Annotated in this window: 25 protein-coding genes and 3 tRNA genes; 5 read left to right on the top strand and 23 right to left on the bottom strand. The window is 62.4% G+C overall.

The annotated features are described in order from the left end of the window. Nucleotides 1–86: 86 nt before the first annotated feature. Both VIZ63_RS03655 and VIZ63_RS03650 read right to left on the bottom strand, forming a co-directional pair. Nucleotides 87–2,474 carry a TonB-dependent receptor gene (locus tag VIZ63_RS03655; RefSeq protein WP_331608142.1) on the bottom strand — a complete coding sequence of 796 codons (2,388 nt, stop codon included), beginning with the start codon at nt 2,472–2,474 and terminating at the stop codon, nt 87–89. After that, nucleotides 2,471–4,537 carry a tetratricopeptide repeat-containing sulfotransferase family protein gene (locus VIZ63_RS03650; RefSeq protein WP_331608141.1) on the bottom strand — a complete coding sequence of 689 codons (2,067 nt, stop codon included), beginning with the start codon at nt 4,535–4,537 and terminating at the stop codon, nt 2,471–2,473. The genes VIZ63_RS03655 and VIZ63_RS03650 overlap by 4 nt, the downstream gene beginning before the upstream one ends. Nucleotides 4,538–4,887: 350 nt before the next feature. Here VIZ63_RS03650 and VIZ63_RS03645 point away from each other — a divergent pair, with 350 nt between their 5' ends. Next, on the top strand, nt 4,888–5,346 hold the full coding sequence (locus VIZ63_RS03645; protein ID WP_331608140.1) for a GNAT family N-acetyltransferase: 459 nt from the start codon (nt 4,888–4,890) through the stop codon (nt 5,344–5,346). 84 nt (nt 5,347–5,430) lie between these two features. Here the strand turns inward: VIZ63_RS03645 and VIZ63_RS03640 are convergent, their stop codons facing one another. The 14 genes from VIZ63_RS03640 to ccmA all read right to left on the bottom strand — a co-directional run bounded on the left by VIZ63_RS03640 (nt 5,431) and on the right by ccmA (nt 16,871). Then, nucleotides 5,431–7,230, bottom strand: coding sequence for a DUF885 domain-containing protein (locus tag VIZ63_RS03640; protein ID WP_331608139.1), 1,800 nt, complete (start codon nt 7,228–7,230; stop codon nt 5,431–5,433). A 199-nt stretch (nt 7,231–7,429) separates the two neighbouring features. After that, the gene (locus tag VIZ63_RS03635) at nt 7,430–8,005 is read right to left on the bottom strand and encodes a DUF4136 domain-containing protein (protein ID WP_331608138.1); all 576 of its coding nucleotides are present in this window, start codon (nt 8,003–8,005) and stop codon (nt 7,430–7,432) included. Beyond that, nucleotides 8,002–8,454, bottom strand: a complete 453-nt coding sequence (locus VIZ63_RS03630; RefSeq protein WP_331608137.1) for a hypothetical protein — start codon at nt 8,452–8,454, stop codon at nt 8,002–8,004. The genes VIZ63_RS03635 and VIZ63_RS03630 overlap by 4 nt, the downstream gene beginning before the upstream one ends. A 155-nt stretch (nt 8,455–8,609) precedes the next feature. Then, nucleotides 8,610–9,167: a nitroreductase gene (locus VIZ63_RS03625; protein WP_331608136.1), complete on the bottom strand. Its 558-nt coding sequence runs from the start codon at nt 9,165–9,167 to the stop codon at nt 8,610–8,612. Nucleotides 9,168–9,223: 56 nt separating this feature from the next. Next, the gene (locus VIZ63_RS03620; protein WP_331608135.1) at nt 9,224–10,120 is read right to left on the bottom strand and encodes a MaoC family dehydratase; all 897 of its coding nucleotides are present in this window, start codon (nt 10,118–10,120) and stop codon (nt 9,224–9,226) included. Nucleotides 10,121–10,138: 18 nt separating this feature from the next. Further along, nucleotides 10,139–11,197: a c-type cytochrome biogenesis protein CcmI/CycH gene (locus tag VIZ63_RS03615; RefSeq protein WP_331608134.1), complete on the bottom strand. Its 1,059-nt coding sequence runs from the start codon at nt 11,195–11,197 to the stop codon at nt 10,139–10,141. Then, nucleotides 11,194–11,640, bottom strand: coding sequence for a cytochrome c-type biogenesis protein (locus tag VIZ63_RS03610; protein ID WP_331608133.1), 447 nt, complete (start codon nt 11,638–11,640; stop codon nt 11,194–11,196). Before VIZ63_RS03610 ends, VIZ63_RS03615 begins: the two co-directional genes overlap by 4 nt. Continuing rightward, nucleotides 11,637–12,167: a DsbE family thiol:disulfide interchange protein gene (locus VIZ63_RS03605; protein WP_331608132.1), complete on the bottom strand. Its 531-nt coding sequence runs from the start codon at nt 12,165–12,167 to the stop codon at nt 11,637–11,639. Before VIZ63_RS03605 ends, VIZ63_RS03610 begins: the two co-directional genes overlap by 4 nt. Before the next feature lie 3 nt (nt 12,168–12,170). Further along, nucleotides 12,171–14,129: a heme lyase CcmF/NrfE family subunit gene (locus VIZ63_RS03600; RefSeq protein WP_331608131.1), complete on the bottom strand. Its 1,959-nt coding sequence runs from the start codon at nt 14,127–14,129 to the stop codon at nt 12,171–12,173. Nucleotides 14,130–14,139: 10 nt separating this feature from the next. Continuing rightward, nucleotides 14,140–14,595 carry a cytochrome c maturation protein CcmE gene (gene ccmE / locus VIZ63_RS03595; protein WP_331608130.1) on the bottom strand — a complete coding sequence of 152 codons (456 nt, stop codon included), beginning with the start codon at nt 14,593–14,595 and terminating at the stop codon, nt 14,140–14,142. Beyond that, nucleotides 14,592–14,738: a heme exporter protein CcmD gene (ccmD, locus tag VIZ63_RS25350; RefSeq protein ID WP_349261115.1), complete on the bottom strand. Its 147-nt coding sequence runs from the start codon at nt 14,736–14,738 to the stop codon at nt 14,592–14,594. Before ccmD ends, ccmE begins: the two co-directional genes overlap by 4 nt. A 20-nt stretch (nt 14,739–14,758) precedes the next feature. Continuing rightward, a complete protein-coding gene (locus VIZ63_RS03590) occupies nt 14,759–15,547 on the bottom strand; it encodes a heme ABC transporter permease (protein ID WP_331608129.1) in 789 nt (262 codons plus the stop codon). After that, nucleotides 15,544–16,227, bottom strand: a complete 684-nt coding sequence (gene ccmB / locus VIZ63_RS03585) for a heme exporter protein CcmB (protein ID WP_331608128.1) — start codon at nt 16,225–16,227, stop codon at nt 15,544–15,546. Before ccmB ends, VIZ63_RS03590 begins: the two co-directional genes overlap by 4 nt. Next, nucleotides 16,227–16,871 (bottom strand): cytochrome c biogenesis heme-transporting ATPase CcmA, encoded by a 645-nt coding sequence (gene ccmA, locus VIZ63_RS03580; protein ID WP_331608127.1) that lies wholly within the window; start codon nt 16,869–16,871, stop codon nt 16,227–16,229. Before ccmA ends, ccmB begins: the two co-directional genes overlap by 1 nt. A gap of 141 nt (nt 16,872–17,012) precedes the next feature. On the opposite strand from ccmA, the gene VIZ63_RS03575 reads away from it, so the two are divergent. Beyond that, a tRNA-Leu gene (locus tag VIZ63_RS03575) sits at nt 17,013–17,097 on the top strand. Between the two features lie 141 nt (nt 17,098–17,238). Here VIZ63_RS03575 and VIZ63_RS03570 read toward each other — a convergent pair. The 6 genes from VIZ63_RS03570 to VIZ63_RS03545 all read right to left on the bottom strand — a co-directional run bounded on the left by VIZ63_RS03570 (nt 17,239) and on the right by VIZ63_RS03545 (nt 22,469). Further along, nucleotides 17,239–17,312: transfer RNA gene (locus VIZ63_RS03570), tRNA-Cys, on the bottom strand. Between the two features lie 62 nt (nt 17,313–17,374). Beyond that, nucleotides 17,375–17,450, bottom strand: a tRNA-Gly gene (locus VIZ63_RS03565). Between the two features lie 119 nt (nt 17,451–17,569). Continuing rightward, nucleotides 17,570–18,166 carry a CDP-diacylglycerol--glycerol-3-phosphate 3-phosphatidyltransferase gene (pgsA, locus tag VIZ63_RS03560; RefSeq protein WP_331608126.1) on the bottom strand — a complete coding sequence of 199 codons (597 nt, stop codon included), beginning with the start codon at nt 18,164–18,166 and terminating at the stop codon, nt 17,570–17,572. Between the two features lie 30 nt (nt 18,167–18,196). Continuing rightward, entirely contained in the window at nt 18,197–20,017 is a 1,821-nt protein-coding gene (gene uvrC / locus VIZ63_RS03555; protein WP_331608125.1) for an excinuclease ABC subunit UvrC, read from the bottom strand. 35 nt (nt 20,018–20,052) lie between these two features. Then, nucleotides 20,053–20,781: a uracil-DNA glycosylase gene (locus tag VIZ63_RS03550; RefSeq protein ID WP_331608124.1), complete on the bottom strand. Its 729-nt coding sequence runs from the start codon at nt 20,779–20,781 to the stop codon at nt 20,053–20,055. A 95-nt stretch (nt 20,782–20,876) separates the two neighbouring features. Then, the gene (locus tag VIZ63_RS03545) at nt 20,877–22,469 is read right to left on the bottom strand and encodes an isocitrate lyase (RefSeq protein WP_331608123.1); all 1,593 of its coding nucleotides are present in this window, start codon (nt 22,467–22,469) and stop codon (nt 20,877–20,879) included. Nucleotides 22,470–22,661: 192 nt separating this feature from the next. Here VIZ63_RS03545 and VIZ63_RS03540 point away from each other — a divergent pair, with 192 nt between their 5' ends. Both VIZ63_RS03540 and VIZ63_RS03535 read left to right on the top strand, forming a co-directional pair. After that, on the top strand, nt 22,662–23,573 hold the full coding sequence (locus VIZ63_RS03540; protein ID WP_331608122.1) for a LysR family transcriptional regulator: 912 nt from the start codon (nt 22,662–22,664) through the stop codon (nt 23,571–23,573). A 17-nt stretch (nt 23,574–23,590) separates the two neighbouring features. Beyond that, nucleotides 23,591–24,169: a pseudouridine synthase gene (locus VIZ63_RS03535; RefSeq protein ID WP_331608121.1), complete on the top strand. Its 579-nt coding sequence runs from the start codon at nt 23,591–23,593 to the stop codon at nt 24,167–24,169. 18 nt (nt 24,170–24,187) lie between these two features. On the opposite strand, the gene VIZ63_RS03530 is transcribed toward VIZ63_RS03535, so the two are convergent. After that, nucleotides 24,188–25,549, bottom strand: a complete 1,362-nt coding sequence (locus VIZ63_RS03530; RefSeq protein ID WP_331608120.1) for a class II 3-deoxy-7-phosphoheptulonate synthase — start codon at nt 25,547–25,549, stop codon at nt 24,188–24,190. A gap of 168 nt (nt 25,550–25,717) precedes the next feature. Here VIZ63_RS03530 and VIZ63_RS03525 point away from each other — a divergent pair, with 168 nt between their 5' ends. Continuing rightward, nucleotides 25,718–26,884 carry a saccharopine dehydrogenase family protein gene (locus tag VIZ63_RS03525; RefSeq protein WP_331608119.1) on the top strand — a complete coding sequence of 389 codons (1,167 nt, stop codon included), beginning with the start codon at nt 25,718–25,720 and terminating at the stop codon, nt 26,882–26,884. The last annotated feature ends 2 nt before the right edge of the window (nt 26,885–26,886 follow it).

Below are 26,886 nucleotides of genomic sequence, written 5' to 3'. Positions count from 1 at the left end.
GCGGATCAAGGGCCAACTGGCTGACTGGCCGACGAGTCTGTTGGCCAGCGCGGGTGGACCGATCGTCCACCCGCGGCTCGCAATCCTCAGAATTTCTGTCCGAACCTCAGGCCGACCGTGCGCGGCTGATTGGTCACGATGTATGGAATCGTGCAGACATCCGTCGCGCAAGCCGCAAACTTGTAGAACTCGGCCCGTTCGTCGAACGCATTGTTGACGAACAGTTCGACCGTGTAGCTGTCGCGGCCGACGCCTGCCGAGAAATCCGCGATCGTGTAGCTCGGCTGCTTGCCGAGCGCGGCACGATCGGCGTCCTGCAGATCCGACCAGCTGCTCCCCTGGTAAACCGCCGATCCCTGGAAGGATCCGTTCAGCTGACCCACCGGAAATACAAAACGCGCCGTCAGATTGGCCTTGAATTCCGGCGTGATCGGCAGCTGCGTGCCGTCGGACGCAGTGGGCGGCTCTTCCGGATCGGGAATGTAGTCCTCGGTGAGTTTCGCATCGAGATACGACATGCCGCCCGACAACGTGAGGATTTCCGACGCTGCCCAGGCCAGATCCATCTCGATGCCCTTGATCTCCGCTGAGCCGGCGTTACGGATGACGGTCAGTCCCGCCCCGCTCGGCGGCAGGAACGAGAACTGGATGTCATCCCACTTTTCCAGGAACACCGCGCCGTTGAAGCGCACGCGATTGCCGCCCCAGACTGTCTTCCAGCCGAGTTCATAGTTGTCCAGATAGTCCGGCTTGTACGGTGGCACGGTGCCGTTGCGGTTGATGCCGCCGGGACGGAAGCCGCGCGAATACGTCGCATAGACCATGACGTCGTCGTCGAAGCGATAACTCAGGTTCACGCGTGGAATCGTGTCCTCGTCGCTGACGCTGTCGTCCAGATTTACGCAGGGCGAACCGCGGAACTGTTCTGGCGAGAAGCACAGGTCCTCGCCGTAGTTGGAGCTGTAGCCGGACGAGAAGCCAAAGAATCCATTGAGCGAATTCTTCGCCTTGAACGTGCGCAGGCCGCCGGTCAGCGTCAGGTGCTCCGTGATGTCGAAGCTGACCTCGCCGAACAGGGCATAGTCTTCGTCCTCGCGATGCTGGTTGGTGAGCCAGATCGTGCCCGGCCAGTTGGTGACGCTGACGTCAGAGCCGAGCCCTGCGATCTGATAGTTCTGGAAGATCTCGTGTTCCTGGAACTGGTAGAACGCACCGACCAGGAAGCGCAGGCGCTGATCCGCAGGCGAGGACAGCCGGATCTCGTGGCTTTGACGCTTGTACTTGTCGGTGCCATGAATGAACTGCGACGGGTCACCGAGCGGTACGCCATCGTCATCGGTCCAATAGACACCGGACCCACCCAGGTCATAGAAATACGAGTAGTCCGAATAGTCGGAATTCACCACGTCGTCGCGCTTCAGATAGGCGCCTGCATAGACCAGATCGAAGTTGCCGATCTTGCCTTCGACCGTCAACGCGGCCTGCATCCATTTGTCTTCGCTGTCGTCCGGGTAGTAGCGCGCCACTTTCAGATCGCCGGCGGCTTTGTCATAGGCGAAGAAGCCGTCAGTCGTCTGCTTCTGCGCCATCAATGCGGGTGTGATCGTCCAGCTGTCGTTCAGATCGATGCGCAGCGCCGCGCGTGCTCCGTAGGTCTTGACCTCGTTCTGATCGTTTTTCGCGGTGGTCGGCGTGGACACGCAGCCTGCCGGCGGCGAGCTGGAATTGACGACGCACTGACCGGAGGTTGTGAACGTGCGCTCTATCGGTACATTGTCGATGTATCCCCCTTCCTCTTCGTACCAACCGACCAGCCGGATGGCAGCCGACTCGCCCACCGGTATGTTGACGAAGCCTTCCGCCACATAGCCGTTGCCGCCGTCCTCCATGAAGTTGCCTTCGAGGTCGTAACCCGCCTCGAACTTCGACGGATCGGGCTTGTTGGTGATGATGCGGATCGTGCCGGCCTCGGAACTCGCGCCGTAGAGCGTTCCCTGCGGTCCCGCCAGCGCCTCGACGCGCGCAATGTCGTAGAGGTGAACGTCGAGCGCACCCTGGATCGTCGTGATCGGCTGCTCGTCCAGGTACATACCGACCGTCGGCTGCGGACCGGAGTGGTTGTTGTTCTCGCCGCTCGTGACTCCGCGCATGTAGGCCAGCGCAAATCCGGGGCCGATCGAAGTGAATGACACGCTGGGCAGAAACTTCACGTAGTCGTCGAAACTCTTCACATTGAGTTCTTCCAGCTTGGTGGAACTCAACGCCTGCACGCTGACCGGAACGTTCTGCAGGTCCTCCACGCGCTTCTGCGCCGTGACGATCACATTCTCCAGAATGACGTTGCCCGTACTATCGGCGGCTGGCGCCCCCTGGCTCAAGGCCAGCATGGCCGCTGCCAGCGGCAGCGTCGCGACAGCCCGGCGACCTCGCGCGGTCTGTACTCTTCTCAGCTTCCGCAACCTGCTCCGCGTCATGTTCTACTCCCCGGTGTGTTGGTCTCAAACATCGCGGCATGCCGTACGAACGGCGGCACGCCCGGATAACAGTCGAGCACTTGCCCCAGCGCTCGCTTCAGATCGCCTAACCATGGTTCGAAATGGCGCCAGTGATCGACGCCATCCCGGAAGATCGGTTGCCGGACCTGCTCGGAACTGGCAGTGCGCACCGCACGGTCGTTCTCGTAGAACCGCAGGCAGCGGTCATCGAAAGGCAGTCCGCAATACTCGAGCAGGCGGCGCACCTGCGCCTCGGTGTCATCGACCATCTGCTCGTAGATGACGCGGTGGACGCGTCCTGGCAACACATCGTCGAGATGCGCCATCAGTTCGACGTAGTCGCGGTAGTATCTGCCGACGTCGTCCAGACCGTAGGTGAAGTGCTGGCCGCGGGCGAAGTGCTGTTTGAATGCCGAGAAGCAGCAACCCAGGGGATGACGGCGGGCATCGATGATCTTCGCGTTGGGCAGGATCAGCTGGATCAGTCCTGCATGAGCGAAGTTGTTCGGCATCTTGTCGATGAAGAACGGTGCGCCCCGCTTGCGATAGATGCGGGTCTGATCGAGATAGCGTTGGCCGAGTTCCGCACATTGTGCTGCGTCGAGCGTGGCGAGCACTTCGGGATAGCGGGACGTTTCGCCGCGAATTCGGGGTCCGGCCAGTTCGCGCGCCAGCGCAACGATATCCGGCAGCTCCATCGTGCCTTCGACCAGCGGGTGGCTGGAAAGAATCTGCTCCAGCAGGGTCGATCCCGCCCGCGGCAGTCCGACGATGAAAATGGGATCGGCAGCCTGTGCACCCCAACCGCGTCGAGCCGCGAAAAAATCGCTCGTGAGGAGCGACTTGCTCCGTCGCACATGATCGGAGGTGTCGTCCGCACGGTACTGGATCAGCGCACGCCTCTGGCGGTTACCTTCCTGGTAGTGACTGAAGGAAGTGGCGTAGTTGCCGGCATCTTCGTGCGCCTTGCCGAGAGCGAAATGCAGATGGAATCGGTCCTCGGGCGACAGCGAATCGCGGACGAGTTGCGCCTGCATGCCGGCCATCTCGTCGGCTGAAAAGCGGAAGGTCTTGAGATTCGCCAGGCTCCAGTACGCTTCACCCAGTTGCGGCGCGAGGTCAATCGCACGACGGTAGTTCGCGATGCTGTCCGTCTGGCGTCCGGCAGTCTTGAGCGTATGCGCAAAGCTCATCCAGACCTTGGCGTTGCGCGGATAGGCCTGCGTCACCTGGGAGTAGAGCTCGGTCGCACGTTCGTAGTCGCCCAGCGCGCTCAGAATGGCGGCCTTGAGACTGCGATATCCGTGGTTACGAGGCTCCGCAGCGAGGGCCTGGTCGATGGCGACGAGCGCTTCGGCAGACTTGTTCTGGCGATGCAGAACGACCGCGTAGTTGTGCCGGGCGGCCACGAAGCCGGGCGCAAGTTCGAGACACCGTCGCAGCAGAGTTTCCGCATCCCCGTACCTACCCAGTCGGGATGCCACCTCCGCCAGCATGCGGATGGCAGGCACATCTGTTGGTGCCTGCTTCAGATAGTCCCGAAGCAGCATTTCCGCATCGGCGATGCGGTTCGAACACAAGGCGGAGGCCGCATCCAGGAGCCGCGGGTTGCGGGTCGAGTGACGGATATGCTGAGCATAGGCCTCATCCGCGCCGGCCGTATCGTTGAGCGCCCGCAGATGATCAGCAAGCACGCGCCATGCATCGGGAAGATCGGGTTTGAGTTGCAATGCGCGGCGGAGCGCGACCACCGCGGCATCCCCCTCGCCTGCTTCCGCCAGCGTCAGGCCCAGTTCGTACTGCGTGCGTGCCGATCGTGGCTGCGCGGCCGCGAGCGGCCGCAGAACCTCGAGCGCACTCTGCGTGTCACCGGCCAGCCGGTGACCGACCCCCAATAGCAATGTGGCCTGGGGATGGTCCGGAACGACTTTGAGAATTTCGTGCGCCTGCGCAACAGCCAACTTCGGTTGGTCGGCCAACAGCTTCGCGGTATGCGCAAGCGCAGTATCGAGATTGCCAGCAGCTTCGGCAGCGGCATTCATATCGCATCGGACTCGGCAGGAAAGCCAGCGATGCAGGCGCAACTGATGCGCTGTCGTTCGATGAGCCAATCCGCGGCCCACCGGTCGAGACCCGACACCTGTCGACCAGGCGCTGTATCTAGTGAATGACTCAGGACACTCCCCGTGCTCGTCGCCCCGCTCGCATCCTGCACCGAACGTGGCGCAATGCCGTGTTAATCCCCGTCGCTAGGCTAACCATCGGCCCAGACCGAGGCAAGGCGCAGATGCGCTTAACGCGTCGCCCGGCATGCGGGTTTTTGTATTCATTGCCTGTTTGCGTGGCTTGCCGGCAACATACCATTGTCCGGGCAACGCAGAGACTGACCGCAATGATCCGGTGGCAATGGTGCGATCTGAGCGAGCTTTCGACACGGCAACTCTATGCGCTGTTCGCCGCCCGCGAAGCGGTGTTCGTCGTCGAGCAGACCTGTCCCTACCAGGAACTCGATGGACTCGACCTGGAGGCGCGCCATCTCATCGGCTGGTCCGATGATGCGGTGGCTGCTTATCTGCGGGTGCTGGCACCCGGGGTGAAGTTCGCGGAAACGGCACTCGGCCGCGTGCTGACCACCACCGATTTTCGCGGTACGGGCATCGGACGCGAACTGATGCAACGAGCGCTCGATTACACAGATATGCAGTATGCCGCCCATGGCGTGCGGATCAGCGCCCAGGCGCATCTGCAACGGTTCTATGGTTCGTTCGGCTTCACTGCGGTATCGCAGCAATATCTCGAAGACGGCATTACCCACATCGAGATGCTGCGCGCCGTGCGCACAGGCCGCTGATACCTTTTGACGGTCAGAGCCGTACGCAGATCGTCGGCGACGACCTGCGTTGTTCCCGTTTCGGCAGTCTGCGTCCTCTCGGGCTCACCATGCTGGCGTTGGTTGCACGTCCAACGGGTCCTCCCTGATCACTCGCTGAGTCGAGATCCACTCGCGCACGCGCTGGTCCAGAACATCCATTGGCAGCGGTCCGCCGAGCAGCACCCTGTCATGGAACGTACGCACGTTGAACTTCTCGCCGAGCGCGGCCTCGGCCTCCGCGCGCAGCGCACGGAATTTCAGCTCACCGATTTTGTAACCGAGCGCCTGACCGGGCCAGGAAATATAGCGTTCGAGTTCTGTCTGGATGTTGTGCGGCGCCAGCGCTGAATTATCGGTGAAGCAGCTGCGCGCTTTCTCGATGTCCCAGCCAAGCCAGTGGATTCCCGTGTCCGCAACGAGACGGCATGCGCGCCACATCTCGTAGGAATAGCGACCGAACATCTCATACGCATCGCGGTAGATGCCCATCTCCTCGCCGAGAAACTCCGAGTAGAGCCCCCAGCCCTCGACGAACGCGGTCGGACTCAGGTTGCGACGGAAATACGGCAGCCCATCCAGCTCCTGCGATAGAGCGATCTGCAAGTGATGTCCGGGCACCGCCTCATGCACCGTCAACGCGGGCAATTCATACAGCGGTCGCTGATCCAGCCGCGAGGTATTCACTATGTAGCTGCCGGGCTGACCGAGCTTCATGCTGCCGCCCCAGTAACGACCGGTCGTATAGCCTTCGGCCATCTCCGCTGGCACCGGCCGCACGTCGTACGTCAGCCGCGGCAGGGTGCCGAACAGCGGCGGCAAGCCACCGTCCGCACGCTTGGCGATCTCGCTGGCCTTCTCGAGCAATTCCTGCGCCGTCTGCGGATAGAACTTCGGATCCGTGCGCAGCATCTGCAGGAACTCCGCGAAGCTGCCCTTGAATCCGGTCGCCGCGATGGTCTTCTCCATCAGTCCCCGGATGCGCGCGACTTCCGCCTGGCCGAGCTGGTGGATCTCATCGGGCGTCATCGACGTCGTGGTCTCACGACGAACCAGGAAGCGGTACGTGGACTCGCCATCCGGTGTCGAACGCCACGCGGTGTTCTTGCGCGCCGCCGGCAGATACTCGCGTGTCAGGAACTCCGCGAACGCCTGCTGCTGCGGATGTATCCGGTCGCGCACGATCTGCAGTGCGCGAGCGCGGTAGTCGGCCTGCGTCGCCTGCGGAATGCTCGGTGGCATCTTCGCGAACGGCAGCAGCAAGGAGCTGTCTTCGACCTTCCCCGCCGCTTGTTGACGTGCGACGTCGAGCACCCGATCCACGACGATGCGTGGCTGCGTCAGTTTCGTGCTGATGCCGCGCCGCAGATTCGCCATGTTCTGCTGGTAGTACGCGGGCATCGATTGCAGCCGCGACATCCATGCGTCCGCGTCGGCGCGCGATGCGATCGTGGTCGTGCGGGCCAGGTAATCGCCGAGCGTATGGAAGCCGCTGTCGTTCTCGAAGGCGATGCGCGAAAAGTCATGGCCGTACTCCTCAACGAGCATGTCGACCGAGCGCTTCAGCAAGGTGTGGTTGAGTCGTGACTCCGCCGTGAGCTGCTGCGCGTCGATGGCATCGAGACGCTTGCCCAGCGCGGCGAAATCGCTGCGCAGTTTCTGTTCGCTTGCCGGACGGACGTCAGGCAGGCGCGCCAGCGCTTCGATATCGCCTTCCTGTCCTGCCGTCAGCGGGTCGCGGATCCGGTCGAGCCGCTCGTACTCCGCAATGATCTGCCCGAGGGCAGTTTCGGAGGTGTTGGACTGGGCGTGCAGCAGCGAGGGTGCGCAAAACAGCGCGAGACACAGACACAGCAGACGGGACATTGTTGTTCTCCGGCACCACGACGTGTCCGGAGCATATGTCATCCGTATCGCATTTCCGGCATGTATACACACGACCGGACCAGAGAAAGCTCACACGGAGTTCATGACCAACCGGCAAAGGAGTGCCGCAAGGGATCCCGTGGGACAAAAGAACGAGGCTGGTCCGAATCAGTGTTCTATGTCTTTTAACCGCGCGCGACTAACCGCTCGCGACCGGTAGTTTGCGAACCATGCTTCGATACACCGACTGCGCCTTGCGCAGTGCTTCACCCGGAGTCGAGGCGGCGCCGCTCGAACTTGCGCGCCACAGGGAACGTTGCGTCGCCGGATCGAGGATATAGAGGATCAGATCGCCTTCACGTCCCACGCCCGGCGGCCGGTCTTCTGCGACGGCGGTGGGCGTGTCGATGCCGCCTTCGAACACGTCCGTGTTCACGGGATTGATGTGCTTGCTCAGATCCTCTTCGACGGCAGCCGACATCGTGGTGCGTCCTGCTGCGCCGAGGACGATGAGAACGTCCGCTGGTTCCGCGCCGGCGACTTCCTGATAGCCGCGACCCTGCAGTGCGCCGACGGCTGCCTGGCGCAGCTCACGCGCAATGCGCTCGCGCTGGTCGTCGGGAATCTGCTCGGGGAACAACAGTCGCTCCTCCTGGACCTTGAACGTGCGGAACGCCGGTAGCGCGGACGGATCGCCCGCCATTTCGATCGGGTCGGTCGCGCAGGCAGACAGCAGCAGCAAGGAGAGAGCGAACGGCGCGAAAGGCTTGGTCACTTGAGGTTTACATCCAGTTCGTAGTCGACCCGACCTACCTTCTGTACCTGCGTTCTCAGCAACCCCAGGCGTACCGTGTAGGTGCCGTTGCCCGGGGCCACCCCTTCCCACCGGGTCGTACCATCGATGAAGTTGGTGTAGATCGCAGGAGCAGCCTTGCCGCTGCTCGCGAACACGGGCGCCAGCAGATCGATACCGATCCATGGCGACCGGTCGGAAGACACCGCCAGGATGACTTTCTGCCCCTTCCGGGCGTCGAATGTGTACTCGTGCTTGTCCTTACCGACCAGCCGGCCCTGGACGCGTGCCGATCTGGCTGCATCGAATGCCAGTTGTGAGACGGGGCTCGATGGGCGTACCTCGATCTTGTCATCAGCGCCAGTGGTGAATGACCACCCCATTGCGACGATGACCGTCAATCCCAGGCTCCGACTCGTTACGCGCCACATGACACACACCCCTGGCCATCAATGGCCCACGCGGCACTGCAGTTCCCTGTGCCGACCAAGAGATCCGATCAATCGTTGCCTAGTAGCGCGCTAACGAGAGGGCGGATCAATCCGTAGTTCCGGAGGCCGCCTGCTGCGGCGCTTTGCGATTGCCGCTAGGTGCGCTCGAGCCAGCGGACGATGCCTTCCGTCGACGACGGCGCCCGTGGGCCGGGCACAGCAGTGGTGCCGAGGTACAGGAAGGCAACGATGTGATCGTCGGCGGACAGCCCGAGCATCTGCTTGATGCCGGCGTCGTAGGCTGCACCGCCCGTCTTCCACATGGCGCCGTATCCCAGGGCATGGGCCGCCAGCATCATGTTCTGAACGGCGGCTCCAACGGCGAGCACCTGTTCGATCTCGGGAATCTTGCCCGGTGTGATATGCGCGGCAACCGCAATGATCGCAGGCGCGCGCAGCGGCTTGCGTCTTTCACGGTCGAGTTGTTCCGCGGTGGCAGCTGGGTTCTTCCTGAGCAGCAAGTCACCCATCGCATCGGCGAGCGCCAGCCGCGCGTCGCCCTCCAGCACCACGAAGCGCCACGGACGCAGGCGACCGTGATCGGGAGCGCGTACGGCGGCGCCGATGATGCGCTCGATGTGCTCGCCCGTCGGCGCAGGGTCGGTCAGTTTGATGGCAGAGGTACGCGACTCGATGCCGGAAAGAAGATCCATGATGACCTGCAGATGAAATGTGACCGGACGAGAGGCAGGACGGATGCCTGCCGGGCTCACGCCAGCTTGCGCACCTGCATGGCGAGATGCAATCGATCGCCGCGCATCGTGCACATGCCGATGTCGATGCCGTTCTCGACGGCCCAGAAGCGCGCGAGCGCCTGTGACGGCAGGTAGACCGGCAGCTTGAATTGAGTGTCGATCTGGATGCCGTCGGCCGGCAGCTCCGCTGCCGCCGCGCCGAGACAGCGCCCCAGCGACCACATGCCGTGAGCGACGGCCTGTTTGAACCCGTACATCGCAGCCGTTCGCGCCGTCAGATGAATGGGATTGAAATCACCCGAGACGCGCGCGTAACGCCAGCCGGTGTTCTCTGCGATCTCCAGCGTTTGCGTCTGCGTACCCTCCTTCGGGTGGCCCGATCGTTCGATCGAGGGACGCTTGCCGCCGCCGCCTTCGACTTTCGTCGGCACCGTACCGCGCGCAAACATGGTGCTGACTTCTTCCCAGACGATCTCGCCGTCGCGTTCGTAGCGGGTGGTGAAGTCGTACTCCTGCCCGGCATCCGTCAGACGCTGGGTGTCGAAGTGCACGCTCAGGCGCAACGGTGCACTCGTATCGATGGCCTTGAAGACGCGAATGGTATTGCGCAGGTGAATCAGTCCCAGCACCTTGACCGGAAAATCGCGCGCGATGAACAACTGCATGTGCATCGGCATCGCGACGGCATGCAGATAGGCCGGCGGCAGATGCGGCGCCGCTGGAACGTCGCAGACGTCGCGATAACGTTGCAGATGGCTGGCCGATAATTCGACGCGCCGCGTTTCCAGTTCGATCGGCGTCACTACCGTTCCCGCAGGCGCCACGAAGGGCTTCTTGCTGAGCAGGACGCGGACGAACGCCGGCACAATCGATGGCTGCGTGGCGAAGGAAATCTTTTCAGTGGCTGACATCAGAAAACTGTCGGGCGCTCAGGGAACGGTGCGATCGATCACGATCCGCAATGTGCCTGTGTCCTTGCCGAATTCATAGTCGGCTTCCCCGTAAAAATCGCCGCTGCGCTCCTGAGGCGCGCCGGACAGCGACAGGCGTGCGACCACCTGCACTCGCGACGCCGATGCAAGGGTTCGCGTCGGCATCATGGCATCGGCTTCACTCAGTTCGATGGTCAACGGCGCATCCGCAGAAGTCCGTCGCTGCACGGCGAGCGGCGGGCCCGGCGCAGTCGGGTCACGCGCCAGGACGAACAACGGCGTCGGACCTTTGAGCTGCTGCTGGATCGCAGGCGCGATCGACACTGCAACCTGTATCGAATGCTTCGCAGCGACCGCAGGCCCGGCGGCAATCGTACTGCCACCCTCGCCCGCATCGCCGAGCTGCTGATTCAGATCCTGGATCTGCTGCTCGAGGATGGTTCGCAGTTGCGGCGGCGGCTCGTGCGCGAGCATTGCCTGCATGCGATCGCGACCGAGCTTGAGATCGCCCGCCTGCAGCGCTGCAATGCTGCCGTACCAGAGCGCCTTCGGATGATCTGGCGCACGACGCAGGGCTTCGTTGAACAGATCACCGGCCCGTCCACCGAGCGCCGACTGATCCAGCAGCGCCAGCGCTTCGCCCAGACCGACGATGGCTTCGATATCCTCGCCCTTGCTGAGATCGTAAGCGCGCTGATAGGCCTGCGCTGCCCGCGCAAACTGCTGCAGCGACGTGTAGGAACGTCCCAGCAGCAACCAGCCCTGCAGGTCCTGCGGATTCGCAGTGAGCTTCGACTCGAGTTGCGCCAGCATCGAATCGACCTGCGCATTCTGCGCCACGGCCGTTTCGTCAGGACTCCAATCCCAGTTGCTGAGATAGGCATACAGACCGGCAGCCAGACCGGTAACGGCGAGTACCACGACCACACTGGAAACCCGCCGCTCGCTGCGAGTGGCCACCGCGTCCACGCTGGGACGCACGCGCCACAGCGGCAATGTCGTCCACACCAGCGTGACGAGCAGCATCGCCGCACAAACAATCGCAAACGCCGTCATACGTCACCCATGCCGGTGCGAGCCCGGTCGTCCGCGGGAAGATCATCGTCCGGCAACTTCGCCTTGCGCCCGATGACAACGAAGGCCGCGATGCATCCGGCCAGCAGGAACAGCACCGGCGCGGCCCACAGCAGCCAGGTATTGGACTTCATCGCCGGCCGGTAGCGAACGTAGTCGCCGTAACGATCGGTCATGTACGTCATGATTTCGTCATCGCTCTTGCCTGCGGCGATCAGTTCGCGCAACTGACGACGCAGATCTTCGGCCAGCGACGCGTTGGAATCGGCAATCGTCTCGCTGCGGCATTGCAGGCAGCGCAGTTCGCGCGAGAGGTGCTCGTAACGCGATTGCTGTACCGGGTCGCTGAACGCTGGTGCGGTATCGATCGCGTGCCCGAGCGGGACGATCATCAACAACAGGATGGCAAGGACACAGGTTTTCATTCGCGCACCGGGGTCTTTTTTAGCAACGGCAGGAACTCACGCTCCCAGACGTCGATCGACATCGGTGCGACGTGTTTGTAGATCACCTTGCCCGAGGCATCGATGAGGAATGTCTCGGGCGCGCCGTACACGCCCCAGTCGATGGCGACACGTCCTTCCGGATCGAAGGCCGTTGCCACATAAGGATTGCCCAGCCGACGCAACCATTCCTGCGCCAGATCCATCTCGTCCTTCCAGTTGAGTCCGACGATGGGCACTTCGCCACGGCCCGCGATCTCCAGCAACGTGTCGTGCTCCTGTCGGCAGCCGACGCACCAGGTGGCCCAGACATTCAGCACGTAGGCCTGACCCGCGAAATCGGCCGTGGACACGTTCTGCGTGGGGTCACCGACGCGCGGCAGCGAGAATTGCGGCGCAGGTTTGCCGATCAGCGGCGACGGCAGCGTTTCCTTGTCGCGACCGAGACCAACGAAGAAGAACGCAACGAGCGCGGCCAGCAGGCCGACCGGAATCAGATATCGCCACATGAGTCAGGCCGTCCTGACGCCGGCCGCTGTCGCCGCCTGGGTAGCGTCGGCGGTCACTCGCACGCGGTAACGACGGTCGAACGCCGCGATGAGTCCGCCGAATGCCATCGTGAAGGCGCCGAACCAGATGAACTGCACCATCGGCTTGTATTGCAGCCGCAGGCTCCACGCGCCGTCGCCCAGAGGCGCTCCCATGGATACCAGCAGGTGACGCGTCCAGCGCGAATCGATGCCTGCTTCAGTCATCGGATTTTTCTGCACGCGATAGGTCCGCTTCTGCGGATGCACCACCGCCACTTCCTTGCCATCGCGCGTTATCCGGATCTCGCTTTCGACAGCGTCGTAGTTGGGTCCGGCCACATCGCCAAGCCGGGTCATCGTGAACTGAAATCCTCCCAGTTCCGCCGTCTGACCCGGACTCAGGCTGATGTCCGTTTCGCGTCGATACGATTCCGTGGTCGCCACGCCGAGCATGAACAGCGCGAGGCCCAGGTGCGCCACGCTCATGCCGACGATGCTGGCCGACAACGACTGTCGCTTGAGCAGGCGTGATACCGGATCGACCAGGGCAGCAAGGCCCACCCAGATTGCCAGCGTGAATCCGACGATCGTCATCACTGAGTGCCAACCGTACACGACGGTACCCAGCACGATGGCGCCGACGACGGCGATGGCAAGCAGGACCCCGAGCGTGCGCTTCGTGCGGTCGAAGTTCGCGCGCTTCCAGCCGGCGTGCATGCCCGGTGCGAGCAGCATCACCATGGGCAGCATCGGAATGAGGAACGCGATGCTGAAGTAAGGCGGTCCCACGGAAATCCTGCCGAGGTCCAGCGCATCCAGGAACAGCGGATACAGCGTGCCCAGCAGGATCAGGAGCGTTGCCCCCACCAGCAGCACGTTGTTCATCAGCAGGAAGCTCTCCCGCGAGAGCGGCGCGAATCCGGTGTCGGAACGAAACAGTGGCGCACGCCACGCGTACAGCGCCAGAGCCGACCCCGAACAGATCGTCAGGAACGTGAGAATGAACAGGCCGCGCGTCGGATCACTCGCGAAGGCATGCACCGATTCGACGACCCCGGAGCGGACCAGGAACGTGCCGAGCACCGACAGCGAAAATGCCGTGATGGCCAGCAACAATGTCCAGCTCTTGAACAGGCCGCGTTTCTCCGTCACTGCGAGCGAGTGAATCAGCGCGGTGGCGATCAGCCAGGGCATGAAGGACGCATTCTCCACGGCGTCCCAGAACCACCAGCCACCCCAGCCGAGTTCGTAGTACGCCCACCAGCTTCCAAGCGTGATGCCGCAGGTCAGGAACACCCACGCGACGTTGGTCCAGGGCCGTACCCAGCGCGCCCACACGGAATCCAGCTTGCCTTCGAGCATCGCGGCGATGGCGAAGGCGAATGGCACCGACAGGCCGATGTAACCGGTGTACTGCATCGGCGGATGAAAGATGAGTCCGGGATCCTGCAGCAGCGGATTCAGGTCCCGACCATCCAGGGCGGCTGGCCACAGGCGCTCGAACGGACTCGATGTCGTGAGAATGAAGAGCGCGAAGCCGGCGCTGATGAGGCCGAGCACACCCAGCACGCGACTGGTGACGACTTCAGGAATCGAGCGACTGAAGCCCGCCACGGCGAGCGTCCAGATGGACTGCACGAGCAGCCACAACAGCAGCGAGCCCTCGTGGGCGCCCCAGGTCGCCGCCAGCCGATACATGGTCGGCAGCTCCGAGTTGGAGTTGCTCGCGACGTACAGCACCGAGAAGTCGTTGCGATAGAACGCGTACACGAGGCATGCGAAGGAGATGGCGGTCAGCACGAAATGCCCCACCACTGCGTTCTTCGTCAGTGCCATCCAGTGCGGTTTGCGCCACGCAGCGCCCGCAAGGCCGAAGAAGGCCTGTGGCAGCGTCAGACAGAACGCCAGGATCAGCGCGAAATGGCCGAGTTCGACAGTCATGATGGATTACTCAGGTGGCCGGCTGCGAAGCGCGGATCGCTTCCTGATGCTGCTTCTTCAGGCTGTCTGCGACGTCGGGCGGCATGTAGTTCTCATCGTGCTTCGCCAGCACTTCTTCCGCAATGAAACTGCCGTCGGAGCCGAGCTTGCCGCGCGCAACCACTCCCTGACCTTCGCGAAACAGGTCGGGCAGTACGCCGCTATAGCGCACTTTCACCTCGTGCGCGTAGTCCGAAAGAACGAACGTCGCTTCCATGCTGCCGGTCGGACGATGAAAGCTGCCATCGGTGACCATGCCGCCGATGCGGAAATTCCGGTCCTGCGGCGCCTTGCCGGCGGTGACGTCCGACGGTGAGTAGAAATAGAGAAGATTGTCCTGGAAGGCATTCAGTGCAAAGGCCGCAGCGGTGCCGACTCCCACCACCATGAGCGCGACGAGCAGCATGCGGCGCTGCCGTGCCGTCATGACTGGCTCCCGGCGATCTGTGCCCGACGACGCGCGTGTTGTTGCGCCGCTCGCAAGCGTCTCTGGCTGCTCCACTCCATGCCGAACAGGACTACGGCCGTCAGTCCATAGCAGGACCAGACGTATCCCGCGTAACCGCCCATGTGAAGAAAGTCGCCCAAGCTCATGATTCCACACCGATTTCAGATAGCCACGCGGTATTCCTTTCCCGCTGCAGGATTTCGGTCCGCACCCGCGTGCACAGGACCGCGCCAAAGTAGAGCACAAATGCCAGGAGCAGTAGCAGCAGCGGCCACACCATCGAGCCGGCGATAGCGGGCTTATCCAATTGCGTCACGGTGATGCTGGGCCCCTGATGCAGGCTGTTCCACCACACTACTGAGTACTTCACGATCGGAACGTTCACTACGCCGACGATAGCCAGGATGGCGCTGGCGCGATCGGCTCGCTGTACGTCGTCGAAGGACCCACGCAGGGCCATGTATCCGAGGTACAGGAACAGCAGGATCAGTTCGGAGGTCAGCCGCGGATCCCATTCCCACCACGTCCCCCACATCGGCTTGCCCCAGACAGATCCGGTTACCAGCGCCAGTACCGTGAACCAGGCGCCGATCGGAGCACAGGCCGCAGCGACCGCATGAGCAAGCTTCATCCGCCAGATGACGCCGATCGCGGCAGCCACAGCCATCATCACGTACACCATGAGCGACAATGACGCGGCCGGCACGTGCACGTAAATGATACGGAACGCGTCCTTCTGCTGGTAATCCGGCGGCGCGAGCACCAGCCCGCCGTACACGCCTACTGCCATCAACAGCAGCGCCGGCCATAACAGCCACGGGCGCCACAGCCCCAGCAACCGGTAAGCATGCGGTGGCGAGGCCAGCTGGAAGAACCAGAGCCACCGCGAAGGTGGCCGCGATTCCGTTCCTGTGCGTGATTGCGTATTCATGACTCCACACTGACTCTCATCGCTGCGGACATCGCCAGCGGGCCCAGGCTGACGAACAGCAGCAGCGCGGCCACCAGCAAGTTTAACGGACCGGCCGCCGATTCACCGTGCATGGCCAGATCGACGGCGCGTGCGCCGAAAATCAGAATCGGTACTTCCAGCGGCAACACCAGCAACGCCAGGAGCACGCTGCCGCGCCGCACACCGACCGTCAACGCCGCGCCGATGGCCCCGAGCATGCTCAGTGACCCCGTGCCCAGCGCCAGGGACGCGATCAGCACTGGCCAGGCCTCGTGTGACATCCCGAGCGCATAGCCGACAAACGGCGCGAGCAGCACGATGGGCAATCCCGCCAGCACCCAATGAGTGAGCGTCTTGGCCAGCAACATCAGCGCCAGCGGCTGACCAGACAGCGTCCACTGCTCCATGGTTCCGTCTTCGACATCGGGACGGAACAGCGATTCGAGCGCCAGCAGCGACGCCAGTATCGCAGCGACCCAGACGACGCCTGGCGCAATGCGACGCAATTCATCCAGCGATGGGCTGACAGCCAGGGGAAACAGTGTCGTCACGATCATGAAGAAGACGAGAGGTTGGATCACCTGATCCCAATGCCGCAACGCCAGGCGCAGGTCGCGCTGCACGATCAGGCGGATCAGACGCAATGATCCCGTCTGCATCAATGCAACCCCAGCGTGCGGACTCCGGCACGCTCCCGCAGCAGCAACTGGTGCGCAGCGGTGAGGATCATGCCTCCCCGCTCAAGGTGCTCATCCATCAGTCGTTCAAAGAGTTCGATTCCAGCAGCGTCGAGGTTGGTGATGGGCTCGTCGAGAATCCACAGCGTCGCTGCGCTGAGAAGGATTCGCGCGATGGCGACCCGGCGCTTCTGTCCGGCCGATAGCGCCCGCACCGGCAGGTCGGCGCATTGTGGAATCTGCAGACGATCCAGCGCCTGCCGGGCTTCGTCGAGCTGCAGTTCACGGCGGATGCCGACGCCGAAGTGCAGGTTCTCGAGAGCCGTGAGATCCGTCTTCAAGGCATTGACGTGCGCGAGATAGGCCAGTTGATGGTGATAGCTGTCGCGCGATGCACCCACGGATTCGCCTCGCCAGTGAACCTCGCCGGACTCGTACGGCAGCAAGCCCGCGGCACAGCGCAGCAGGCTGGTCTTGCCAACGCCGTTGGGCCCCGTGATCTGCAGCAGTTCACCGGCGTTCAATGACAGCGACACACCACGCAGCAGATGGCGCTCGCCGCGCCACAGGTGCAGTTCGTGGATATCGAATCGTGCTCGATCGGAATCGGCAGTAGTGATTGGCATGCCGGCGCGGTATCGGAGTTTGCGTTGAGTCGTCGGCGTCGACGCGGCGCAGTCTACCAGATGAACTTATTGCACCGGCCGGTGCGAGGTGGCACTGCGATGGGTAGAATCCGCGCCGACAACGAGCCTCTACTTCGACACGGCGGTGTGGCGGAATTGGTAGACGCAGCAGACTTAAAATTTGCCGACGCAAGTCGTACCGGTTCGACTCCGGTCACCGCCACCAATCGTTGCTGTGGGGACTGATTTCCATCAATCCCCACAGCAACGATTCAAAGAAGTGTCTTGCGCGCGCCAGCGCATACCATCTGACTTACCGGAAGGCAGTCACGGGAAGACAACGGGAAGACAACGGGAAGACTGAAGGTGGAGGCGCCGGCCGGAATTGAACCGGCGTACGCGGTTTTGCAGACCGCTGCGTAACCACTCCGCCACGGCGCCAGACAATTGCAGACCCCGGAAGTGCAAAACCCCGGGTGGTCAACCGGGGTTCTGCGGATATCTGGAGCGGGAAAAGGGGCTCGAACCCTCGACCTCAACCTTGGCAAGGTTGCGCTCTACCAACTGAGCTATTCCCGCGGGGCCACTTGAAGCGGCGCTATTCTATGGCGACAGCTCACACTGTCAAGGTAAAGATCTGTCTCCGTGTACGATTTTTTCAAAATGTTTTTTTCAAAATGAATTTTCAGTGCACGCACTCAATGATTTTGTGAATCACTGAGCGCCGGCCACGCAGCCCGCAGATAAACCACCATCGACCACAGCGTGAGCGCTGCCGCAGCTACCAGGCAATAGACACCGAGCTCGAATGCGGGGATGAACCAGACGTCGCTCCGGAACAGCATCATCGACAACCCCGTCATCTGAAAAATGGTTTTGAGCTTGCCGAGCGACGACACCGCGACGTTGCCGCGCTTGCCCAGCTCCGCCATCCACTCACGCAGCGCCGAGATGGTGATCTCCCGACCGACGATCACCGCAGCCGTCAGCGCAATCAGCACATGCGGATCGAACCGGATCATGTTGAGTTCGGGAGGATCGTGACTGACGAGCAGGATCAGCGCAGTGGCGACCATGAGCTTGTCGGCCACCGGGTCGAGGAAGGCCCCGAGCGCCGATGTCTGCCCGAGACGCCGCGCCAGGTAGCCGTCGAGTGAATCGGTGATGGCAGCGAAGATGAAGACGCAGGCCGCAGCCGGGTCGGACCAGCTGTAGGGAAGGTAAAAAAGCACGACGACCAGCGGGATCATGAGGATCCTCGCGAACGTCAGGACATTGGCAATCGGAAACGTCATCGACAAACCCCACTCGATGACGTCGACACCTCAGCTCCCGGCATGCAACGTCTCGTAGATCGACTGCGCCAGCTTGCGACTGATGCCATGGACTTTCTCCAGATCCTCGACGCCCGCACGCGTGATGCCCTGCAATCCGCCGAACTGTCGCAACAGTTCGCGTCGCTTGCGTGGGCCGAGACCCGCAACGGTTTCAAGAATGGATTCCCTGCGTGCTTTGGCGCGTCGATGGCGATGACCGGCAATGGCAAAACGATGCGCCTCGTCGCGGATTCTCTGAATCAGATGCAGAGCTGAAGAATCTGGCGGCAGTATAGTGGGCAGCTCATGGTGCGCCAAGAAAAGACGCTCCTGGCCAGGACGACGGTCTGCGCCTTTCGCCACGCCCACCACTGCAATTCCGGAGATCTCCAGCTCGCGCAGCACCTCGACCGCCTGGGTGAGCTGCCCCGGCCCGCCATCGATCAGCAGCAGATCCGGCATCGGCACTTCACCTTTCTTGATGCGGGAATAGCGGCGCGTCAGCGCCTGACGCATGGCGCCGTAGTCGTCGCCCGGCTCGATGCCGTCGATATTGAAGCGCCGATAGTCGGCCTTGAGCGGGCCGGTGGGCCCGAACACGACGCACGAAGCGACGGTCCGCTCGCCCATCGTGTGACTGATATCGAAACACTCGATGCGCGCAGGCGCAGCCGGCAGGCCGAGCGCTGCTGCGATGCCCTGCAGCTGCTCCGCTGTCGTCGCCTCCGTGGCCTGGCGCATCTTGAGCCCCACATCTGCATTGGTGCGCGCCATATCCAGCCAGCGCGAACGCAGGCCGCGCACACTGCTGCGGACCTGTACGGCGCGTCCCATCTTTTGCGACAGCGTTGCTTCCAGCAGATCGGCATCTTCAACGGGTTCGCTGATGAGGATTTCATCCGGTGCTTCACGCGCCAGGTAGTACTGGACCAGGAACCCGGACAGCAGCTCGCCCGCCTCGGCCAGCCCCGCCCGCGGAAAGAAATTATTGCTGCCGAGATTCTGGCCGCCGCGTATGAACACGATCGAGACGCAGTGCTCCCCTGCACTCGACACCAGCGCGACCGCATCGATGTCATGCGACGTATCGCGGCTAACCGCCTGCGTCGAGTGAATGGCCTTGATGCCGTGGATCTGATCGCGCAGCCGCGCAGCACGCTCGAACTCGAGCTGCTGCGACGCCTGCTCCATGCGCTGCGCGAGGTCCTCGAGCAGTTCCGCGCCCCGCCCCTCCAGTACTTTCATCGCATCGCTGACGTCCTGAGCGTAGGCCTCCTTCGAGATCAACTCCACGCATGGCCCCGAGCAGCGCTTGATCTGGTATTGCAGACAGGGACGCGATCGATTCGAAAAAAACGAATCGCTGCAGGGGCGCAGCAGGAACAGCTTCTGCAATAGCAACAGCGTTTCCCGAGTCGCGCGTGCGTTCGGATACGGACCAAAGAACTTGCCCGGCATCTTGCTGCGGCTGCCGCGATAGAAGCTGATGCGCGGATAGTCCTGATCGGTGGAGATATAGAGATAGGGAAAACTCTTGTCGTCCCGCAGGGCCACGTTGTAGCGCGGCTTGTGCTGCTTGATCAGGTTGTACTCGAGCAGCAGCGCTTCCGTTTCGGAGCCCGTCACCGTGACTTCGACGTTGGCGACCTGGCTCACCATCGCCATGGTCTTCGTCGTCTGGGCTTTGCCGACGAAGTACGTCGTGAGCCGGTTCTTGAGGTTGCGCGCCTTGCCGACGTACAGCACCTCGCCGTCCGCTGCGATCATCCGGTAGACACCGGGGCGCTGACTGACGTTGGCGAGGAACAGCTTCGAATCGAAGTCGGACATGGCGGCATTCTAGCCGACCGCAGTCGCGATCCCTGTCAGGGTTTGCGGGCGATCAGCTCCGCGGCGCGTTTGAAAATGGCCTCGAACATTGCATCGGTCAGCCGGCGCGTCTGGGTGTTGTAGCGGCTGCAATGATAGGAATCGATGAGTCGCATGCCGCGGGGCAAGTCATGCTCCGCTGCATGCGCGAACTTGAATCCTGCGGGCTTCAGGCCGAGCGTCCGCAAGACCGCGTTGTGGCCGATGGACCCGAGCGCGACCAGCACCGCCCCGTCCGGCACTTGTGCCAGCTCCGCTGCGATGTAGCGATTGCATTGCTGGATCTCGGCCGGCAGCGGCTTGTTCTCCGGCGGTACGCATTTGACTGAATTGGTGATGCGGCAATCGATGAGCTGCAATCCGTCATCGCTCGCAATCGATTCGGGCCGGCTGGCAAAGCCGAACTTGTACAGCGTGCGATACAGCAGCAATCCAGCGTGATCGCCTGTGAAGGGACGTCCCGTGGCATTGGCGCCATGGAATCCGGGCGCCAGCCCGACGAGGATCAGCCGCGCGTTGGGGTCGCCAAATGGCGGCACGGGCAGGCAGTAATAATGGGGATATTCCTCGCGTCCCTGTGCGAGAAAATCCGCGAGTCTCGGGCAGAGCGTGCAATCCCGATCGAAGATCACGCCGTCCGACGGCCAATCGGGCTGCGGCCGCTGCGTGCGAACGTGAGACGGATCAAGGGCGAGCGTGCGCCGCGGCGTGGCCTTCTTTTTCATGGCGGCAAGTCTGCCGGAAAAACAAACGGCCCGGTGATCACTCACCGGGCCGCCGATCTACTTCGCTCTAGTTCCTGGTGCCTTCGCAGTCGTCTTCAGAACTGATTCATCGTGTTGTGCTTGCCGCCAGCCTTGAGCGCAGCTTCACCGGCGAAGTATTCCTTGTGATCGTCGCCGATGTCCGAGCCGGACATGTTCTGGTGCTTGACGCAGGCGATACCCTCGCGGATTTCCTTGCGCTGCACGCCCGCAACGTACGCCAGCATGCCTTCTTCGCCGAAGTATCCCTTGGCCAGGTTGTCGGTGGACAACGCGGCCGTGTGGTACGTAGGCAGCGTGATCAGGTGGTGGAAGATGCCGGCATCGCGCGCCGCATCGCGCTGGAAGTTCTGAATGCGACGATCCGCTTCTTTCGACAGATCGGTGGCGTCGTAATCGACGCTCATCAATTTGGCGCGATCGTAGCTGGACACATCCTTGCCTTCCTTGCTCCAGACATCGAACACCTGCTGACGGAAATTCAGCGTCCAGTTGAACGACGGGCTGTTGTTGTAGACCAGCTTGGCATCCGGGACGACTTCGCGGATGCGATCCACCATGCCCTTGATCTGGCCGATATGCGGCTTCTCGGTTTCGATCCACAGCAAGTCGGCGCCGTTCTGCAGACTGGTGATGCAGTCGAGCACGCAACGATCTTCACCGGTGCCGGCGCGGAACTGGAACAGGTTGCTGGGCAGGCGCTTGGGACGCAGCAGCTTGCCGCCGCGATTGATGATGACGTCGCCATTCCTCATGGTGTCCGGCGTCACTTCTTCGCAATCCAGGAAACTGTTGTACTGATCGCCGAGATCGCCAGGCTGTGTGGTGTAAGCAATCTGCTTGGTCAGGCCGGCGCCGAGTGAATCGGTGCGAGCAACGATGATGCCGTCATCCACGCCCAATTCCATGAACGCATAACGCACGGCGCGAATCTTGGCGAGAAAGTCCTCGTGCGGCACGGTGACCTTGCCGTCCTGATGACCGCATTGTTTTTCATCGGAGACCTGGTTTTCGATCTGGATGCAGCAAGCGCCCGCTTCGATCATCTGCTTGGCCAGCAGGTAAGTGGCTTCGGCATTACCAAAGCCGGCATCGATGTCGGCGATGATCGGCACGACGTGTGTCTGGAAATTGTCGATGCGGCTCAGCAGGTCCTTTTCCCTGGCAGCATCTTTCGCGCTACGAGCTGCGTCGAGGTCGCGGAACAGGCCACCGAGTTCGCGCGCATCCGCCTGACGCAGGAAGGTGTACAGCTCTGCAATCAGCGCCGACACCGATGTCTTCTCATGCATCGACTGATCGGGCAGCGGGCCAAACTCGGAGCGCAACGCAGCGACCATCCAACCGGACAGATACAGGTAGCGACGCTTGGTGGAGCCGTGATGTTTCTTGATGGCGATCAGCTTCTGCTGACCGATGAAGCCGTGCCAGCAGCCCAGCGATTGCGTGTATTGGCCGGAATCCTTGTCATAGGCGGCCATGTCCTCGCGCATGATCTTCGCGGTGTAGCGCGCCACATCCAGACCAGTCTTGAAGCGGTTCTGCAGACGCATGCGCGCCACATATTCCGGGCTGATGGCGTTCCAGCTCGGGCCATTCTTGGCGATCACCGCGCCGGCTTGATCGGCAGTGCTTGCATAATTCGACACAACTTACTCCTATCGATGAACCACAAATTCCGGCGATGACTCCTCGGCGGAACGAAGGATTCAATCCGACTTGCCTTTCCGCCAGACGGAAGACGGTTCCAACAGTCATCCGATGGAGCGCACCATAGCGGGTCACTGCTCTGACGTAAAATATATGTCGCGTAGCTAATCAAGACCTGATAAGTATGGCAGATGGAACTACGCCACCTCCGCTACTTCATTGCCGTGGCCGAAGAAGGCCACATCACCCGGGCCGCCGAGCGCCTGGGCATGCAACAGCCGCCGCTCAGCCAGCAGATCCGCGCCCTTGAACGCGAGTTGGATGTGCAGCTTTTTCGGCGTAAACCCCGGGGCGTAGAGCTTACGGACGCTGGTACCGCCTTTCTTGAGCGCGCCCGCGCGATCCTCGATCAGGTGGATCGTGCCTTTGCCACTGCCCGCCGCACGGCGCGAGGCGAACAGGGCCGCGTCGTGGTGGGTTTTACCGGCTCGGCCCCCTTCCACCCATTCGTCCCACGTGTGATCCGGGCCTTCCGCGAGATGCATCCCCTTGTATCGCTGGTGCTGGAGGAAAGCGGCAGCAGCGAACTGGTACAGGGCCTGCATAACGAAGACATCGACGCGGCCTTCATCCGCTCGCCGGTGGCCGACGTCGTGGGGCTGGTCGTGAAGCCGCTGCTGGAGGAAGACATGCTCGTCGCACTTCCTGCCGCCCACTCACTGGCGCGCGAAGCCAGCGCACTGCCGCTCTCGGCGCTGGCGAACGAAACGTTCATTCTCTACAAACGCCCTGGCGGCCCGGGCCTGTACGACACGATCATCACCGCGTGTCGCCGTGCCGGCTTCAGCCCGCGCGTCGGGCAGGAGGCGCCGCGCATCATCTCCACCCTCAACCTGGTGGCCGCAGGCCTGGGCGTGTCCGTCGTGCCCGCGTCGCTGCGCCGGCTGCAGATGGATGGCGTCGTCTATCGACGGCTCATCGACAGCGTCGATCTCAAGGCACCGCTCATTCTGGCGTCCCGGCCCGGTGAGAACTCTGCCGCCGTGCAGCGCTTCCTGGACCTCGTGCAGCGTCCGACGGAATCGGTCGCGAGCGACCTCTGAGCAGAGCCTGAGAGTCGATGCTGATCCTGCTCAACAAACCCTTTCGCGTGCTGACGCAGTTCACCAGCACTGATGGCAAGGCCTCGCTGAAGGACTACGTGCATGCCCCGCGCATGTACCCGGCAGGTCGCCTGGACTACGACAGCGAGGGGCTCGTGCTGCTCACCGATGAGGACGCGCTGCAGACGCGATTGGCTGATCCGCGCTGGAAAGTCGCCAAGACGTACTTCGTGCAAGTGGAAGGAAATGCGACGGAGCAGATGCTCGACCCGCTACGTCGCGGCGTCGAACTCAACGACGGACTCACCCGCCCTGCCGAAGCCGCCATCGTTGCCGAACCCCACTGGCTGTGGCCGCGGGATCCGCCGATCCGCTTTCGTCAGGCCATTCCGACGAGCTGGATCTCGCTCGCCATTCGCGAAGGACGCAATCGCCAGGTGCGTCGCATGACCGCGGCGGCTGGATTGCCAACGCTGCGACTGATTCGCTGGTCCGTGGGACCGTGGACGCTGGAAGGACTCGCGCCGGGTGACTCGCGAGCCGTAGATCAGGCACAAATACGGGCCTTCCTGGCGGAGAAGAATTTCTCCGTGTGAAATTTTTGATCCCTTACCTTATCTCTTCGCCGGTGGATGCAACCCTGCCATCCGCATCGCGAGCTCCAGCGCCTGTTCGTAATTGAGCCGCGGATCGACCTGCGACTTGTAGGCTCGCGCCAGATCGGCATCCGTCAGGCCGCGTGCGCCACCCGTGCATTCGGTGACATCTTCGCCGGTCAGCTCGAAATGCACACCGCCGAGCCAGGAGCCCATTTCGCGGTGAATGCGGAACGAAGCTTCCAGCTCCGTCACGATGTTGTCGAAGCGGCGCGTCTTGAGACCGGAACTCGCCGACTCCGTGTTGCCGTGCATGGGATCGCACATCCACAGCACCGGGCTGCCGGTCGCACGCACGGCCTGAATGAGCGGCGGCAATCGCTTGTCGATTTCCTTGGCGCCCATGCGATGGATCAGCACGATGCGACCCGGCTCGTTATTCGGATTCAAGGTCTCGAGCAGCCCCTGCACCCACTCGGCGCTCATCGACGGCCCGACCTTGATGCCCATCGGATTCGCGATACCGCGGAACAGCTCCACGTGCGCACCGTCGAGAGCGGCCGTACGCATGCCGATCCACGGCATGTGGGTCGACAGGTTGTACCAGCGCTGCTGCCGTTCGATGTAGCGCGTCTGTGCCTGCTCGTAATGCAGGTGCAGACCCTCGTGGCTCGCGTAGAAATCGACCCGACTGGTTTCGTGGATCGGCCGGCGGCTGGTCGCCTCGAAGAAATCCAGCGCATCCGAAATCGAATGCACGATCTGTTCGTACGCGGCCTTGAGCGGCGAATGACGCACGAAATCCAGATCCCAGTATTCGGGATGGTGCAGGTCGGCGAAGCCGCCATCGATCAGCGCACGCACGAAATTCAGCGTCAGGCCCGCACGCTCGTAGCCGCGCAGGAGCAACTGCGGATCGGGCTCGCGTTCCTCCGGCGTGAAGCCGGGACGATTGACGATGGCACCGCGATAACACGGCAGCGTCACGCCATCGCGTGATTCCGTATCCGCCGAGCGTGGCTTCGCGTACTGACCCGCCATCCGGCCGATCCGCACGATCGGCTTCTTCATGCCGTGCAGCAGCACCAGGCTCATCTGCAGCAGGATCTTCAGCTTCTTGGCGATCTTGCTGGATTCGCAATCATCGAAACCCTCAGCGCAATCGCCTCCCTGCAGCACGAAGCCCTCGCCGCGTTGGGCGGCTGCAATCTGCTCCTTCAGCGCTTCGATTTCCCACGACACGACGATCGGCGGCAGTCTGGACAGTTGGGCGACCGCACTGTCGAGCGCCGCCTTGTCGCTATAGACCGGCTGCTGCGCCGCCGGCCTGCTCTGCCAGCTTGCGGGATGCCATTGAATCAGATGGGGATTGCGTGTCATGTCGGATGAAAACCTGGGCCATCGCCCGGAAAACGGGTGCCGGTCGATCCTAGCATCGGCTCTGGCGCTGCAAAAGCGCGCGGAGGCAAACTTGCATACAGTTCGTGGCTCGCGTTTACAGCCATGAGGGACACGCCTTAAATGGCCGCCTTCTCACGGAGTCTCCTCATGCACAAAGTGCTCATTCTCGGGGCGGGCAAGATCGGCGCCCTGATTTCCGGCCTGCTCGCCGAATCTGCTTCGTACCAGGTTCACCTCGCCGACGTCAGCGGCGCTGCGGCAAATTCAGTGGTGAGGGCCCATGGCCTCGCCAATCTGCATGCACATACCGTGGATGCCACGGATGCCCGGGCGCTCGACGCACAGCTGCAGAATCACCCTGTCGACGCCGTCATTTCGAGTCTGCCGTTCTACTGCAACGTCGCAGTTGCCGAAGCCGCGCGCCGCGCCGGTATACATTACTTCGATCTCACCGAGGACGTCGAAGTCACGCGCGCGGTGCGAAAGATCGCCGACGGCTCGCGCCAGGCCTTCGTTCCCCAGAGCGGACTTGCTCCAGGTTTCATCTCGATCGCCGCGAACGAACTCATGGGGCATTTCGATGAACTACGTACGGTGAAGCTGCGCGTGGGTGCGCTGCCGCAACATCCTCACAACGTGCTCAAGTACTCGCTCACGTGGTCCACCGAGGGCCTGATCAACGAATACGGCAATCCCTGCGAGGCACTGGTCGACGGTCGACGCATCGAAGCTGCGCCGCTCGAGGGTCTTGAAGAAATCGAACTCGACGGCACCTTGTACGAAGCGTTCAACACATCGGGCGGGCTCGGCTCGCTGGGCGAGACCTATGGCGCGCGTGTGAAGAACATGGACTACAAGACCATGCGTTATCCCGGTCACTGCGCGCAGATGCGCCTGCTCATGAACGACCTGAAACTGAATCACGATCGCGGGACGTTGAAGCGCATCCTCGAGAACGCGGTTCCGCAGACACTGCAGGACGTAGTCATCGTTTACGCCGCAGTGACGGGCACACAGGATGGCGATCTGCGCGAAGAGAGCTATGTGAACAAGGTGTATCCGCAGATGATCGCCGGCCGTCTCTGGTCCGCCATCCAGGTGACGACGGCTGCGGGAATCACCGCAGTGGTCGATCTGGTACTCAATGGCCAGGGCAAGTACGCAGGTTTCGTGCGGCAGGAGAATTTCAGCCTGCTCGACGTCATCGAGAACCGATTCGGCAAACACTATGCTCCGGGCGCCGGCGGCAAAGAAATATCCGCACAGATCATCGCCAGCGGCCGCACCGGCCACCAGCGCACAGCACGAGCTTAAGC

Source organism: Povalibacter sp. (genome assembly GCF_036520495.1).
In the GTDB taxonomy this organism is placed as follows: domain Bacteria; phylum Pseudomonadota; class Gammaproteobacteria; order Steroidobacterales; family Steroidobacteraceae; genus Steroidobacter.
Note: the sequence above shows the minus strand (reverse complement) of the source record. Positions and strands in the feature narration are given on the sequence as shown.

Coding starts and splice junctions, on each gene's coding strand:
- VIZ63_RS03605 (WP_331608132.1), bottom strand. CDS start 12,167: ATGTGGCGATATCTGATTCCGGTCGGCCTGCTGGCCGCGCTCGTTGCG.
- VIZ63_RS03615 (WP_331608134.1), bottom strand. CDS start 11,197: ATGACGGCGTTTGCGATTGTTTGTGCGGCGATGCTGCTCGTCACGCTG.
- VIZ63_RS03630 (WP_331608137.1), bottom strand. CDS start 8,454: ATGTGGCGCGTAACGAGTCGGAGCCTGGGATTGACGGTCATCGTCGCA.
- VIZ63_RS03600 (WP_331608131.1), bottom strand. CDS start 14,129: ATGACTGTCGAACTCGGCCATTTCGCGCTGATCCTGGCGTTCTGTCTG.
- ccmB (WP_331608128.1), bottom strand. CDS start 16,227: ATGCAGACGGGATCATTGCGTCTGATCCGCCTGATCGTGCAGCGCGAC.
- ccmE (WP_331608130.1), bottom strand. CDS start 14,595: ATGACGGCACGGCAGCGCCGCATGCTGCTCGTCGCGCTCATGGTGGTG.
- pgsA (WP_331608126.1), bottom strand. CDS start 18,166: ATGACGTTTCCGATTGCCAATGTCCTGACGTTCGCGAGGATCCTCATG.
- ccmD (WP_349261115.1), bottom strand. CDS start 14,738: ATGGGCGGTTACGCGGGATACGTCTGGTCCTGCTATGGACTGACGGCC.
- VIZ63_RS03530 (WP_331608120.1), bottom strand. CDS start 25,549: ATGACACGCAATCCCCATCTGATTCAATGGCATCCCGCAAGCTGGCAG.
- VIZ63_RS03625 (WP_331608136.1), bottom strand. CDS start 9,167: ATGGATCTTCTTTCCGGCATCGAGTCGCGTACCTCTGCCATCAAACTG.
- VIZ63_RS03645 (WP_331608140.1), top strand. CDS start 4,888: ATGATCCGGTGGCAATGGTGCGATCTGAGCGAGCTTTCGACACGGCAA.
- VIZ63_RS03540 (WP_331608122.1), top strand. CDS start 22,662: ATGGAACTACGCCACCTCCGCTACTTCATTGCCGTGGCCGAAGAAGGC.
- VIZ63_RS03650 (WP_331608141.1), bottom strand. CDS start 4,537: ATGAATGCCGCTGCCGAAGCTGCTGGCAATCTCGATACTGCGCTTGCG.
- VIZ63_RS03550 (WP_331608124.1), bottom strand. CDS start 20,781: ATGAAAAAGAAGGCCACGCCGCGGCGCACGCTCGCCCTTGATCCGTCT.
- VIZ63_RS03620 (WP_331608135.1), bottom strand. CDS start 10,120: ATGTCAGCCACTGAAAAGATTTCCTTCGCCACGCAGCCATCGATTGTG.
- ccmA (WP_331608127.1), bottom strand. CDS start 16,871: ATGCCAATCACTACTGCCGATTCCGATCGAGCACGATTCGATATCCAC.
- VIZ63_RS03535 (WP_331608121.1), top strand. CDS start 23,591: ATGCTGATCCTGCTCAACAAACCCTTTCGCGTGCTGACGCAGTTCACC.
- VIZ63_RS03610 (WP_331608133.1), bottom strand. CDS start 11,640: ATGAAAACCTGTGTCCTTGCCATCCTGTTGTTGATGATCGTCCCGCTC.
- VIZ63_RS03525 (WP_331608119.1), top strand. CDS start 25,718: ATGCACAAAGTGCTCATTCTCGGGGCGGGCAAGATCGGCGCCCTGATT.
- VIZ63_RS03640 (WP_331608139.1), bottom strand. CDS start 7,230: ATGTCCCGTCTGCTGTGTCTGTGTCTCGCGCTGTTTTGCGCACCCTCG.
- VIZ63_RS03590 (WP_331608129.1), bottom strand. CDS start 15,547: ATGAATACGCAATCACGCACAGGAACGGAATCGCGGCCACCTTCGCGG.
- uvrC (WP_331608125.1), bottom strand. CDS start 20,017: ATGTCCGACTTCGATTCGAAGCTGTTCCTCGCCAACGTCAGTCAGCGC.
- VIZ63_RS03655 (WP_331608142.1), bottom strand. CDS start 2,474: ATGACGCGGAGCAGGTTGCGGAAGCTGAGAAGAGTACAGACCGCGCGA.